Source organism: Terrabacter sp. Root85 (genome assembly GCF_001429185.1).
In the GTDB taxonomy this organism is placed as follows: Bacteria; Actinomycetota; Actinomycetes; order Actinomycetales; family Dermatophilaceae; genus Terrabacter.
Genome location: NZ_LMIW01000001.1, coordinates 1,052,874 through 1,066,242, shown reverse-complemented (window position 1 = coordinate 1,066,242; position 13,369 = coordinate 1,052,874). Strand labels below are relative to the sequence as shown.

Sequence of the window (13,369 nt, the reverse complement as noted above, 5' to 3'; positions counted from 1 at the left end):
GGGGTCGGCGAGGACCTCGTCCGCCCGCTGCACCGTCCCCTGTCCGTGTGGATCGTCGCCGAAGCGTCCGTCTCTGCCTTGACGAGGGGGTGTGCCGGACGTTTGGGTCGTGCTCGCCGTCAGGCCGGCCGCACGGCCCGGCCGAGGTAGCCGAAGACCCACGGCCTCATGACCTTCGGCATCGGCGCGTAGGCCCGCTCGATGTCCTCGATGAAGAGACCCGCCTGCTCGACGAGACGGTCGATCGGGCGGGTCAGGTGGCACCCGTCGAAGACCCTCTTCTGCACGGGCTCGATGAGGCGCTGCCACCGCTGCACGCCCTGCTCCGGCGCGATGCCGTGCTCGAGGAAGTGGAGCGAGGCGCCGGGGCGCAGCACGCGCCGGACCTCGGCGAGGGCGCGGCCGACGTCGGGGATGGTGCACAGCGTGAACGTCGAGAGGACCGCGTCGGCGCTCGCGTCGGGCAGGCTGAGCCACTGGCCGTCGAGGTCGCCCCGGACGATCGGGATCGGGCTGCGGGCACGTCGCTGGGCGCCCAGCTCCCAGGCGACGTCGGACGGCTCGACGGCGACGACGCGGGTGACCGCGTGGGGGTAGAGCCCGACGTTGAGCCCGCTGCCGAAGCCGAGCTCGACGACCTCGCCACGGAGCCCCTCGCAGGCCCGCGCCCGGAGGGCGCGCACCTTCTCGTCCTCGCCGCCGGCTGCGACGAGCCGCGGAGTGACCTGGGTCGCCCAGATGCCCATGCGGCCACCTTAGGGCGGGACTCAGCCGGCGCGCAGGGTGATGACCGGGATCTCCGGCGGCGCGAGGACCCGGACGGGGGGACCCCAGGCGCCGGCGCCGCGGCTCGTCAGGACCGGCACGTCGCCGACCGCACCGAGGCCGTCGATGACCGGCTGCTGGAGCAGGACGGCATACCGGAACGGCCACAGCTGGCCGCCGTGCGTGTGGCCGGAGAGCTGGAGGTCGACGCCCTTGCCCTGACCCGACTCGGCGGCCTTGGGCTGGTGCGCGGCGAGCATCGTGAAGGTGTCAGCGGGGACGCCGGCGAGCGCGTCGTCGATGTTGGGGGAGTCGGGTCCGCGGCCGGTCTCGTCGTGGATGCCGGCCATCCGGATGGAGGCGGATCCCCGAGTCAGCGTGACGTTCTCGTTGCGCAGGACGTCGATGCCGAGGGTCTCCCAGTGGTCCATCCAGGCGTCGGCCTCCTGGGAGATGAACTCGTGGTTGCCGCTGACGGCGAAGACCCCGAACGGGGCGTCGAGGTCGGCGAGCGGAGCGAGTGCGTCGGACACCTGGCTCACCTTGCCGTCGATGAGGTCGCCGCCCAGCACGACGACGTCGGGGTGCTGCGCGTTGACCTGATCGACGACGCGGCGGGTGAAGCCCGCGTCACGGATCGGGCCGACGTGCAGGTCGGTGACGAGCGCGACGCGCAGGCCGTTGAGCTCGGCCGGGACGTCGGCGTCGGTGACCGTCGAGACCGTGGGCTCCGACGCCTCGTGGAGGCTGGAGCCGGGGATGTGGCGTCACGAGCTTGCGAGTTCCGGCACATCACTCCGGAAGGCCGTCGTGCCGAGTGCCGCGACGACGACCAGCGGCGTGCCCCCGCGCAGGATCGACCGGCGCGCGTCCGGGCGGTGGGCGAGTCTCGTTGCGAGAGCAAGGATCCCGAGGACGAGCGCACCGAGCAGGAGGTACCACGCGAACGCGAGCCAGGTCATGCCCACCCAGGCGAGCCACCGGGTGCCGCGCGGGTCGATGACGCCGCTCTGGACGGCGAAGGCGCAGAGGGTCGCGGCCCAACCGAGCGTCAGCACGACGGCGATGCCGCGTCGGGCGGCCGTGGGCCAGCCGGGTGCGACGGCGAGGCGACGGTGGAGGATGAGGGTGAGCAGCGCGAGGAGCGCCGCGACGGCAGCGACGAAGAACGACAAGGAGGTCAGCCGGCGCGGGTCAGGCGGGGGTGCCGAAGCGGACGGCGTTGCGCTCGCGCGCCTTCTGGCGCTCGATCTCGCGGTCCTTGGGCGGCGCGGTCGTCGTCAGGTGCTCGAGGAGGTGGGCCGTCGCGTGGGCGATCGCCTCGACCGCCTCGTCGAACGCCGCCTGGTTGGCCTGGCTGGGCTTGGTGCTCCCGCTGACCTTGCGGACGTACTGCAGCGCGGCGGCACGGACCTCGTCGCTCGTCGCGGCGGGCTCGAAGTTGTGAAGCTGTCGGATGTTGCGGCACATGCCTCGACTGTATGTCGCGGCACCCACGCAGGGCCCCTCCAGACCGCCTCGTTCGAGGTGATGGCGCTACCCACCTCCGTGTCAGCATCACCTCGATCGGCCGGAGGGCCGGTGAACTTTTCTCGACGAAGGGGTTGCCACATCGAGAGTTAGTAAACTTTACTAACTCTCGTGACCACCGCACTGCCGCGAGCCCGCCGCGTCTCCCCCCGCACCGCCGTACTGCCTGCGCACGGCCGGCGGCACAACCTCTCGCTCGTGCTGCAGATGCTCTACTCCGTCGGCGCGATGAGCCGGGCCGACCTCGCTCGTCGCCTCGGGATGAGCAAGGTGACCGTCTCCGACCTCGTCTCCGAGCTCATGGACAGCGGCCACGCCGTCGAGCTCGGCCCGTCCGAGGTCGTGCGTCCCGGCAAGCCGGGCACGCTCGTCGACGTCAACCGCACCGGCCTGCAGGCCATCGGCGTCGACCTCGCCGCCCACGAGGTGCTCCGCGCCGCGGTGCTCGACCTCGACGGCAACATCCTCGTCCGCGCCGAGCGCCCGATCGGCGACGACTCCGGCCAGGCCGTCGTCGACACGGTGCTCGACCTCGTCCACGAGGTCATCGGCGCCGCCACCGCGCCCCTGCTCGGCATCGGCGTCGGCACCCCCGGCATCGTCGGCCCGGGCGGCGTCGTCGACACCGCCCCCAACCTCGGCTGGACCGACGTGCCGCTGCGCGACATCGTCGCCGACGCGACCGGCCTGCCCGTCTTCGTCGTCAACGACGCCGACGCGGCGGTCCACGCCGACTACACCCTCGGCGACGGCGGCGACGACCTCGTCCTCGTCAAGATCGGCCGCGGTGTCGGCGGCGGGCTCATCGTCGGCGGCCAGCGGGTGCGCGGTGCGCACTTCGCGTCCGGCGAGATCGGCCACGTCACCGTCGGCACCGACGGCGGTGCGACGTGCCGCTGCGGCAAGGTCGGCTGCCTCGAGACGTGGATCTCGGCGCCCAACCTCGAGAAGGCGCTCGCCGCCGCCCCAGGCGACGACCCGGAGGGGCCGCTGCGCGAGGCCGGCGAGCGGCTCGGCATCGCCCTCGCCCCCGTCGTCGCGGCCCTCGACCTGTCGGAGGTCGTGCTCAGCGGCCCCGAGCACCTGCTCGGCGGGGTCCTGCGGGACGCCGTCGAGGAGACCCTCCGGGCCCGCCTCCTCGCCCGCACGACGACCGACCTCACGGTGCGCCTCGCGCACCGCTCCGACGACATCGTCCTGCGCGGCGCCGCCGTCCTCGTGCTCTGGGACCAGCTCGGCGTCGCCTGACGCCGCGGTCCACCCCGACCCGGCCCGGCGGCATACGCCATCGCTCCCCGCCATCGCTCCCCGACACCGCACCACGACACCGCACCTCCCCTCGAACTCCCCTCCACAGGGACACCCCTCCACTCGCGTCCAGCGAACAACCGGTCCGCACCGCGGCCCTTCGAAAGGAAGACAAGGAATGAAGAAGACCCTGGGTCTGGCCGTGGCCACGACCACCGCGGCGCTCGTCCTCACCGCGTGCGGTGGGGGTGCCACCGGCTCGACCACCGACCCCACCGCGGGCGCGTCGGGCAACGCCGGCAAGACGATCACCCTCTGGCTCGCCGGCACCGACACCCCGAAGGAGCTGCGCACGTACCTGCAGGACACCTTCAAGAGCAAGACCGGCGCCACCCTCAAGATCGAGGAGCAGAGCTGGGGCGACCTCGTCACGAAGCTGACGACGTCGCTGCCCGACCCGAAGAACACCCCCGACGTCACCGAGATCGGCAACACGCAGAGCCCGACCTTCACCAACGTCGGCGCCTTCAGCGACGTCTCCGACCTCTACCCGGAGCTCGGCGGCAGCAAGCTGCTGCAGTCGTTCGTCGACGTCGGCAGCGTCGACGGCAAGCAGTACGCGCTGCCCTACTACTTCGGCTCGCGCTACATGTTCGCGCGCAAGGACATCTGGAAGGAGGCCGGTGTCGCCGCGCCGAAGACCCTCGACGAGTTCAACGCCGCCGTCACGACGATCACCACCAAGAACCCCCGCACCATCAAGAACTTCTCCGGCTTCTTCCTCGGCGGCCAGGACTGGCGCAACGGCATCTCGTGGATCTTCGCCAACGGCGGCGAGCTCGCGAAGCAGGAGAACGGCCAGTGGGTCTCGACGCTCGCGGACCCCAACACGGTCAAGGGTCTGACCCAGCTGCAGGATCTCTACAGGAACGCGTCCAAGGCCCCGGCCGATGCCAAGGACCAGACCCCGTGGCTCTACGTCAACGACGCCGACGAGATCCTCGACGAGTCCGGGAACGTCACCGGCAAGACGTCGCTCGCCGCCGCGACGATCATGGCTCCCGGCTGGGCGCACTGGTCGATCGGCGACCTCAAGGACAAGGACGGCAAGAAGGTCCGCGAGTGGAACGACGCGAAGTTCAGCGCCTTCGTGCTCCCGGGCAACGACGGCAAGGCCGCCCCGGTCTTCGCCGGTGGCTCGAACATCGCCATCTCCAAGGCCAGCCAGAACCAGGCCCTGTCCAAGGAGCTGCTCAAGATCATCTTCTCCGCGGACTACCAGAAGAAGCTCGGCGGTGCCGGTCTCGGTCCGGCCAACACCGACTACGTCAGCTCCCTCGGTGACGACCAGTTCGCCAAGGCGCTCATCGACTCCGCGACGAACTCCAAGCTGACGCCGGCGGCCCCGGGCTGGGCCACCGTCGAGTCGAAGATGGTCATGGAGGAGTTCTTCTCCAAGATCCGGGACGCCTCGGACCTCACGGCCCTGGCCCAGGAGTACGACGCGAAGATCACGCCGCTGCTCAACCTCAAGTGACCTGACCCTCGCATGACACCACGTCCGGCGGTCGGGAGATCCCTCCACCCCGACCGCCGGACGTCAGGTTCGAAAGGCCCGCCCATGACCTCCACGGCGACCGCTCCCCCCGAGACCGCTCCCGCGCCGGAGCCCACGGCTCCCGCCCGCCCCGCCCGACGGCATACGCCCGCGTGGCTCGTGCTTCCCTCGCTCGTCCTGCTCGTCGCCGCGCTCGGCTACCCCGTCGGGTGGCAGGTCGTCACGAGCTTCCAGCACTTCGGGATGATGCAGCAGTTCGGCCAGCCGCCCGAGTGGGTGGGCCTCGCGAACTACGCGTCCCTCGTGACCGACCCGGAGCTCTGGGTCATCGTCGGACGCTCCATCGCCTTCTGCCTCGTGTGCGCCCTGTCGACGGTGGCGATCGGCCTCGGCCTCGCCCTGCTCATGGGCGCGGTCAGCCGCGCCGGCCGCCTCGTGCTCCAGGTCGCACTGCTGCTCGCCTGGGCCATGCCCGTCGTCGCCTCGATGACGGTGTGGACGTGGATCGTCAACTGGCGCAACGGCCTGCTCAACTGGGCGCTCGAGCGCGTCGGCGTCGACGCCCAGGGCCACAACTGGCTCGTCGAGCCGCTCTCGTTCCTCGTCGTCGCAGCCGTCATCGTCGTCTGGATGAGCGTGCCCTTCGTCGCCCTGTCGATCTACGCCGGCCTGACCCAGCTCTCCCCGGAGGTGCTCGAGGCGGCCGAGATCGACGGTGCCGGCGGCTGGAAACGCCTGCGGCACATCATCCTTCCCCTCGTGGCGCCGGTCATCTCGATCGTCCTGCTGCTCCAGCTCATCTGGGACCTGAGGGTCTTCACGCAGATCAAGCTGCTCCAGGACGCCGGTGGCGTGGCCAACGAGACCCACCTGCTCGGCACGTACATCTACCAGCTCGGCACGGGCGCCGGGGACTTCGGGATGGCCAGCGCGGTCTCCATCCTCATGCTCCTGCTCACCGTCGCCGTCAGCTGGTACTACGTCCGCTCGCTCATGAAGGAGGAGTCGTGACCCGCATCCTCGGCCCGGTCAGCTCCCGTCGATCGATCCGTGGCTCGAGGAGGCGCTCGGTCCTCACCGTCGTCGCGGTCCTCCTCGCCCTCGTCTGGGCGTTCCCCGTCTACTGGATGATCAACTCGGCCTTCCTCGACAAGGTGACGCTCCAGTCGAGCACGCCGACCTTCCTGCCCTTCGGCGGCTCGTTCGACAACTTCGCCACGGTCTTCGGCGACGCGGGATTCGTTCGCGCCCTGGGGATCTCGCTCGCCGTCACCCTCGTCACCGTGGCTGCCGCGATCGTCATCGCCTTCCTCGGGGCCCTCGCGATCAGCCGCTTCCGCTTCCGGGGCCGGCGCTCGTTCATCCTCGCCCTGCTGCTCATCCAGATGCTTCCGGCAGAGGGCCTCTTCATCGCGCAGTACAAGATGATGAGCTCGGTCGGGCTGCTCAACAACGTGCTCGGGCTCGCGCTGCTCTACACCGCTGCCGTCGTGCCGTTCACCGTGTGGATGCTCCGCGGCTTCGTCGCGGGCGTGCCGGTCGAGCTCGAGGAGGCGGCCATGGTCGACGGGCTCTCACGCACCAAGGCCTTCCTGCGGATCACGTTCCCGCTGCTGGCTCCCGGGCTCGTCGCGTCGGGCGTCTACGCGTTCCTCCAGGCGTGGAACGAGTTCACCGTGGCCCTGGTCGTCATGACCGAGGAGCAGTCGCGCACCCTGCCACTGTGGCTGCGTGGTTTCGTCCAGGCGAGCGCGACCCGCGAGACCGACTGGGGCCAGGTCATGGCCGCGTCGACCGTCGTCGCCGTGCCGGTCATCATCTTCTTCCTCGTCGTCCAGGGGCGCATGAGCAACGGCCTCGTCGGCGGGGCGGTGAAGGGCTGAGATGAAGACCTCACGAGAGGCGCTGCGGCGCCTCACCGTCGGCACGCTCATGCCCGGATTCGTCGGCACCACCGTCCCCGCGTGGATCGAGCGGGAGTATGCCGCCGGGCTGGCCTCCGTCTGTCTGTACGGCGCGAACGTCGTGGACCCCGACCAGCTGGCCCAGCTGTGTGGGTCGCTGCGGTCGGTGGCGCCGGACGTCATCGTCGCCGTCGACGAGGAGGGCGGTGACGTGACGCGGCTGCACTACCCGACGGGGTCGACGCAGCCCGGCAACGCGTTGCTCGGTCGCCTCGACGACACCGCGCTGACCCGGGACTCCGCCGCGGCCATCGGCCGCGAGCTCGCGGCATACGGCATCAACCTCGACCTCGCGCCCGTCGTCGACGTCAACTCCGCCGACGAGAACCCCGTCATCGGGGTCCGCAGCTTCGGCGCCGAGGCGGCCCACGTCGCGCGGCACTCGGCCGCCTACGTCGACGGTGTGCAGTCGGTCGGGGTCGCCGCGTGCGCCAAGCACTTCCCGGGCCACGGCGACACCGTGACGGACTCGCACCACGCGCTGCCGCGGGTGCATGCCGAGGCGCACGTGCTCGACGCGCGCGAGCTCGAGCCGTTCCGTGCGGCGATCGAGGCGCGGGTCGCGTGCATCATGACCTCGCACGTCGTCGTCAGCGCCATCGACGCCGAACGTCCGGCGACCTTCTCGCCCGTCGTCCTCGGCGACGTGCTCCGCGACCGGCTCGGCTTCGAGGGGGTCATCGTCTCCGACGCCCTCGACATGGCCGGGGCCTCGGCCGAGACGGGCATCCCCGAGGCCGCGGTTCGCGCCCTCGTCGCGGGGTGCGACCTGCTCTGTGTCGGGTCCGAGACGACGGAGGACTGCTACCTCGCCGTCGTCGAGGCGGTCGTGCGGGCGGCGGAGTCGGGTCGGCTGCCTCTCGAGCGACTCGAGGAGGCGGCGGCGCGGGTCGTCCTGCTGTCCCAGGGCTTCGCAGCCGGCGGCCCGGGTGCGCACGGCAGAACCGCCGACGTGGTGGAGCCCGGCTGGGCCAACGGCGCGCTCGTCGGCGGCTTCGAGGTCGGGGACGCGGTGCGCACGTGGCTCGACGCCCCGGGCGAGGCCGTCATCGTGCAGGTGGCCTCCGACCCGAACCTCGCCGTCGGGCGGGTCGCCTGGGGCCCGACGGCCGCCGGGCTGACGACACCCGAGGGCGACGTGCCCGAGGGTGCCAGGGTCGCCGTGGCCGGCCGTGGGCTCGCCGCGGGGCACCCGCTCTGGGAGGTCGCCGATCGCCTTCGTGCGCAAGGACATCCGACGATCGTCGTCGACTGCGGCTGGCCTCGCGGCGGTGCGGACCTCGTGACCTTCGGGGGCTCTGTCGTCGTCGCCCAGGCCCTCGGCCGCTACCTCGGGGTGCCGGCGCGATGACGGCCGAGCCGCGGCTCGGGATCGACATCGGCGGGACGAAGACGGCTGTGGTCCTCGTGGCCGACGGCTCGGTGCTGGCGATGCGCTCGGCACCGTCCGGACGCGGCGCGTCAGGGGTCGTCGACGTTGCCGTGCGCCTCGCCCGGGAGGTCCTCGCCGCCGAGGCTCGGGGTGTCGGGGCCGCCGGGGGTGCCGGGGGTGCCGGGGCCGCCGGGGGTGCCGCGGACGTCGTGTCGGTGGGCGCGTGCATGCCCGGGCTCGTCGACCCCGTGAGCGGGGTCGCCCGGCACGCCGTCAACCTCGGGGTCGAGTCGCTCGACCTCGCCGGTGAGCTGTCCGTACGCCTCGGCGTGCCGGTCGCGGTCGAGAACGACGTCAAGGCCGCCGCCCTCGGTGCCTGGCGGCTGCGCGCGCCATGGGCCGAGGGGTCGACGGCTGCCGACATCGGTCCTGGTGGTCCTGGTGGTCCTGCCGGCCCCGGTGGTCTGGCACTCGCGTACCTCAACCTCGGGACGGGGCTCGCCTCGGCCGTGGTGCGCGACGGCGTCGTGGTCCGCGGGATCGACGGGGCGGCAGGCGAGATCGGGCACCTGCCGGTCGGCGGGGACGCCCCGTGCACGTGTGGCCAGGTCGGCTGCCTCGAGACCGTGGCCTCGGGCTCGGCGCTCGCCCGTCTCTGGCCGGTGGCCGGGCGTCGGGCGACGAACCCGTTCGCGGCCGCCGCTGCCGGCGACGCCCTCGCGGCCGCCGCCGTCGACGTGCTCTGCACGGGGGTGGGGCTGGCGGTCCAGCTGCTCGCCCTCGCCTCCGGGGCCGAACGCGTCGTCGTGGGTGGCGGCCTGGCCGGGCTGGGGGCCCCGCTCCTCGACGGGATCCGCGCTGACCTCGAACGGCGCGCACGCAGCTCTCGGATGATCGACGCCCTCGGCCTGCCCGACCGCGTCGAGCTGTTGCCGGCCGACGTGCCCGTGGCGGCCCTCGGCGCCGCGTGGCTGTCCGCACCGGACCTCCCCGGCGCCCCGCGGCTGGCCTCCGTCGGCTCCCCGGACGGGCTCAACGGCGTCACCGTGCCCGGTGAGAGGGTGGGGTGATGGAGGTCCTCGTCCTGCCCACGCCTGCCGACGTCGCCAGCCGGGCGGCCGAGGTCGTCATCGACGGCCTCGGGGCCGCACACCGCGACGAGCCAGTCCTCGGGCTCGCGACCGGGTCGTCGCCCCTGGGGCTCTACGCGGAGCTCGCGCGGGCCGTGGCGACCGGTCGTCTCGACCTGCGCGGCGCCCGTGGCTTTGCGCTCGACGAGTACGTCGGCCTGCCCGCCGGTCACCCCCAGTCGTACCGCGAGGTGCTGCTCCGCGAGGTCTGCGGGCCGCTGGGGCTGTCGCCCGACCGGCTCCACGTGCCCGACGGCTCCGGCCACGACGAGGACGAGCTCGTCGCCGGGGCCTCGGAGTACGAGCGACTCATCCGTGACGCGGGTGGGGTCGACGTGCAGATCCTCGGCATCGGTGCCAACGGTCACCTCGGCTTCAACGAGCCCGGCTCGGCACTCTCGTCGCGAACGCGCGTCAAGCGGCTGTCCGACCGCACGCGCCACGACAACGCACGCTTCTTCGACGGGATCACGGACGTGCCGACCCACTGCGTCACCCAGGGTCTCGGCACCGTCCTCGACGCGCGACGTCTCGTGCTCGTCGCCTCCGGACCCGGCAAGGCCGCGGCCGTCGCGGCCGCGCTCGAGGGTCCGCTGTCGGCCTCGTGCCCGGCCTCGGTGCTCCAGTGGCACGCCGACGCGACCGCGCTGCTCGACGAGGCTGCCGCCTCGATGCTGCGCAACCGGGACTACTACGACGCCTCGGCCGCCGGGCTCTGAGCGTGCCCGCGCGACCGCGGCGGACGGCATACCCCATGGTCGGGCGTGTCGCGACGGGCTGTGGACAACGCACAGGGGTGAGAACTTGTTCTCCACAGCCCGTGGACAGCCATTTGTGCAGGTCACCGAGCACGACGTGATGTGACCGGCGCCACATGCCCACAGTTGTTCACACACGTTGTCCACACCTGTTGACGGCGTGTCGAGGGTGTCCGTCCACCGGTTGTCCACAGGGGGACGAGGTCGAGGGGCGGCTGAGGTTGTTGTCCGTGGATCCCCGCACCTACGGTGGGGCGGGTGCTCCTCGGGAAGGGCGCGCGACGGGCTGGGTAGGTCTCGTCGGCGCCGTCCTGCCCGGCGCTGTCAGCGCCACGCTGTCTACTGATGTGGACCGGGTTGCACCGATGTCATTCATTACTCAGGGGAAGGGGAGCACGTGTCGCTCGCTGAGCTGAGCACGAGCGCGTTCGCGTCGTCGTCGACCCGTGACGAAGGCCCCCCGGACGACCGTCTCCCGCCGCAGGACGTCGGGGCCGAGCAGTCCGTCCTCGGCGGCATGCTCCTGTCCAAGGACGCGATCGCCGACTGCGTCGAGCAGCTCAAGGGCACCGACTTCTACCGTCCCGCCCACGAGCTCATCTACGACGCCGTCCTCGACCTCTACGGTCGCGGTGAGCCCGCCGACGCCATCACCGTCAGCGACGAGCTGACCAAGCGCGGCGACCTCGGGCGCGTCGGCGGCCAGGCCTACCTCCACCAGCTCATCGCCTCGGTGCCCACCGCGGCCAACGCCGGCTACTACGCCCAGATCGTCGCCGAGCGCGCCGTGCTGCGCCGCCTCGTCGAGGCCGGCACCCGCATCGTCCAGCTCGGCTACGCCCAGGGTGGTGGCGACGTCGAGGACATCGTCAACGCGGCGCAGGCGGAGGTCTACGCCGTGGCCGACAAGCGCGGCGGCGAGGACTACCACGCCATCGGCGACATCATCGAGGCCACGGTCGACGAGATCGAGGTCGCGTCGGGCCGTTCCGGTGAGATGACCGGTGTGCCAACGGGATTCACCGACTTCGACGCCCTCACCAACGGCCTGCACCCCGGCCAGATGATCGTCATCGCCGCCCGACCGGCGATGGGCAAGGCGCTCGCCCTCGACACGCCGCTCCCGACACCCGCCGGGTGGACGACGATGGGCGAGGTCGCCGTCGGTGACTTCGTCATCGGTTCGGACGGCCGTCCCACTCGCGTCGTGGCGGCCACCGAGGTCATGGACGACCGCCCCTGCTACGAGGTGGAGTTCTCGGACGGCTCGGTGTTGGTCGCCGACGAGCAGCACCAGTGGTTGACGCACTCGCGCGCCGAGCGGCGTGGCAAGGGTGTGGGGTCGGTGCGCACCACCGGAGAGATTGCGCTCTCTGTGCGCACGACCACGGTCGAGGCGAGGCTCAACCACTCCATCGCGAACGCGGGCGCCCTTCAGCTCGAGAGCCGGTCGCTGCCTGTCCCGCCCTATGTACTCGGTGCCTGGCTCGGAGACGGCACGAGTGCCGGGGCTTCGATCACCACGGCGGACCCCGAGCTGGTGATGCGACTCGAGGCCGAGGGTCTCGTCGTCAAGCCCCTTGGGGCCCGGATGCGCTACTCCTTGTCCCTGCCCGACGAGCCCGTCGTCGCCCGGACGTGTGTCGTCTGCGGCGAAGAGTTCGTCCCGCGGACTTCTCAGGTCAAGACCTGCGGAAGGTCGTGCGGAGGTCGCGCGAAGGGTCTCGGTTCCAGTGCCCACCCCTCGTGCCCCGACTGCGGCCGGCCCTCATCCGGTCTCCGCAGGTGCCAGGTCTGTCGCGACGAGCACGGAACGGTGACCGCGTTGCTGCGCGGTCTCGGCGTCCTGGGCGACAAGCACGTCCCGCAGGCGTACCTGCGCGCCAGCGAGGCCCAGCGTCGCGATCTGCTGGCCGGTCTGCTCGACACCGACGGCACCGTGACCAATGCCGGCTGTGTGCAGTTCACCGTGACGAACCGCGTCCTGGCCGAGGGCGTTCGTGAGCTCGTCGTCAGCCTGGGCTACCGGTGCACCATCGCGACGCGCGCGGTCAAGGGCCGCTCGGTCGAGTCGTCCACGGCCTACGACGTCAACTTCACGTGTGACGACGACGTGTTCTGGCTTCCTCGGAAGGCGCTCCTGCACAAGGAGCTTCGACGCAAGACGCTCACCCGCCGGTCATCGCGGTTCATCACCGACGTGCGTCGCATCGCGTCGGTCCCGGTTCGTTGCATCGAGGTGGCGGCGGATGACCACCTGTACCTCGCCGGCGAGTCGATGATCCCGACGCACAACTCGACCATCGGTCTCGACATCGTCCGGTCGGCCGCGATCAAGCACAAGATGGCCGCCGTCGTCTTCTCGCTCGAGATGAGCCGCACCGAGATCACCATGCGTCTGCTCTCGGCCGAGGCCGGCATCCAGCTGCAGCACATGCGCAAGGGCACGATGCGCGAGGAGGACTGGACCCGCCTCGCCTCCACCATGGGCCGTGTCTCCGATGCGCCGCTCTTCATCGACGACTCGCCCAACATGTCGCTCATGGAGATCCGCGCCAAGTGCCGCCGGCTCAAGCAGCGCGAGAACCTCAAGCTCGTCGTCATCGACTACCTCCAGCTCATGAGCTCGGGCAAGCGCGTCGAGTCGCGCCAGCAGGAGGTCTCGGAGTTCTCCCGTGCCCTCAAGCTGCTCGCCAAGGAGCTCGAGGTGCCGGTCATCGCGATCTCGCAGCTGAACCGTGGTCCCGAGCAGCGCACCGACAAGAAGCCCGCGATGAGCGATCTTCGCGAGTCGGGATCGATCGAGCAGGATGCCGACATGGTGATCCTGCTCCACCGAGAGGCCGCCTACGAGAAGGACTCTCCGCGAGAGGGCGAGGCCGACCTCATCGTGGCCAAGCACCGAAACGGCCCCACCGACACGATCGTCGTCGCGTTCCAGGGCCACTTCAGCCGCTTCACCAACATGGCCAACAACTTCTGAGACGCCTCCCGAGGTGGCACGACGAACGCCGGCCCGACTGACGTCGGACCGGCGTTCGATC

At 71.3% G+C, this 13,369-nt stretch carries 12 protein-coding genes; 8 read left to right on the top strand and 4 right to left on the bottom strand.

The annotated features are described in order from the left end of the window. Window positions 1-119: 119 nt before the first annotated feature. The 4 genes from ASE25_RS05080 to ASE25_RS05070 form a co-directional block, all read right to left on the bottom strand. Window positions 120-746: a class I SAM-dependent methyltransferase gene (locus ASE25_RS05080; RefSeq protein ID WP_056823268.1), complete on the bottom strand. Its 627-nt coding sequence runs from the start codon at window positions 744-746 to the stop codon at window positions 120-122. A 21-nt stretch (window positions 747-767) separates the two neighbouring features. After that, on the bottom strand, window positions 768-1,442 hold the full coding sequence (locus ASE25_RS23395) for a metallophosphoesterase (protein WP_255358378.1): 675 nt from the start codon (window positions 1,440-1,442) through the stop codon (window positions 768-770). Window positions 1,443-1,532: 90 nt separating this feature from the next. After that, on the bottom strand, window positions 1,533-1,940 hold the full coding sequence (locus tag ASE25_RS23390; protein WP_235508544.1) for a hypothetical protein: 408 nt from the start codon (window positions 1,938-1,940) through the stop codon (window positions 1,533-1,535). A gap of 19 nt (window positions 1,941-1,959) precedes the next feature. After that, window positions 1,960-2,235, bottom strand: a complete 276-nt coding sequence (locus tag ASE25_RS05070) for a DUF2277 domain-containing protein (protein WP_056823265.1) — start codon at window positions 2,233-2,235, stop codon at window positions 1,960-1,962. A 171-nt stretch (window positions 2,236-2,406) separates the two neighbouring features. Here ASE25_RS05070 and ASE25_RS05065 point away from each other — a divergent pair, with 171 nt between their 5' ends. The 8 genes from ASE25_RS05065 to dnaB all read left to right on the top strand — a co-directional run bounded on the left by ASE25_RS05065 (window position 2,407) and on the right by dnaB (window position 13,308). After that, window positions 2,407-3,543 (top strand): ROK family transcriptional regulator, encoded by a 1,137-nt coding sequence (locus ASE25_RS05065; protein ID WP_200958978.1) that lies wholly within the window; start codon window positions 2,407-2,409, stop codon window positions 3,541-3,543. Between the two features lie 178 nt (window positions 3,544-3,721). After that, window positions 3,722-5,080 carry an extracellular solute-binding protein gene (locus ASE25_RS05060; RefSeq protein WP_056823262.1) on the top strand — a complete coding sequence of 453 codons (1,359 nt, stop codon included), beginning with the start codon at window positions 3,722-3,724 and terminating at the stop codon, window positions 5,078-5,080. Window positions 5,081-5,164: 84 nt separating this feature from the next. Then, window positions 5,165-6,112 (top strand): carbohydrate ABC transporter permease, encoded by a 948-nt coding sequence (locus tag ASE25_RS05055; RefSeq protein WP_056823259.1) that lies wholly within the window; start codon window positions 5,165-5,167, stop codon window positions 6,110-6,112. Then, on the top strand, window positions 6,109-6,984 hold the full coding sequence (locus ASE25_RS05050; RefSeq protein WP_056823256.1) for a carbohydrate ABC transporter permease: 876 nt from the start codon (window positions 6,109-6,111) through the stop codon (window positions 6,982-6,984). Before ASE25_RS05055 ends, ASE25_RS05050 begins: the two co-directional genes overlap by 4 nt. Window position 6,985: 1 nt before the next feature. Beyond that, on the top strand, window positions 6,986-8,416 hold the full coding sequence (gene nagZ / locus ASE25_RS05045; RefSeq protein ID WP_056823252.1) for a beta-N-acetylhexosaminidase: 1,431 nt from the start codon (window positions 6,986-6,988) through the stop codon (window positions 8,414-8,416). Continuing rightward, window positions 8,413-9,507 carry an ROK family protein gene (locus tag ASE25_RS05040; protein WP_056823249.1) on the top strand — a complete coding sequence of 365 codons (1,095 nt, stop codon included), beginning with the start codon at window positions 8,413-8,415 and terminating at the stop codon, window positions 9,505-9,507. Before nagZ ends, ASE25_RS05040 begins: the two co-directional genes overlap by 4 nt. Then, a complete protein-coding gene (locus ASE25_RS05035; protein WP_056823248.1) occupies window positions 9,507-10,286 on the top strand; it encodes a glucosamine-6-phosphate deaminase in 780 nt (259 codons plus the stop codon). The genes ASE25_RS05040 and ASE25_RS05035 overlap by 1 nt, the downstream gene beginning before the upstream one ends. Before the next feature lie 436 nt (window positions 10,287-10,722). Further along, window positions 10,723-13,308: a replicative DNA helicase gene (gene dnaB / locus ASE25_RS05030; RefSeq protein WP_200958976.1), complete on the top strand. Its 2,586-nt coding sequence runs from the start codon at window positions 10,723-10,725 to the stop codon at window positions 13,306-13,308. The last annotated feature ends 61 nt before the right edge of the window (window positions 13,309-13,369 follow it).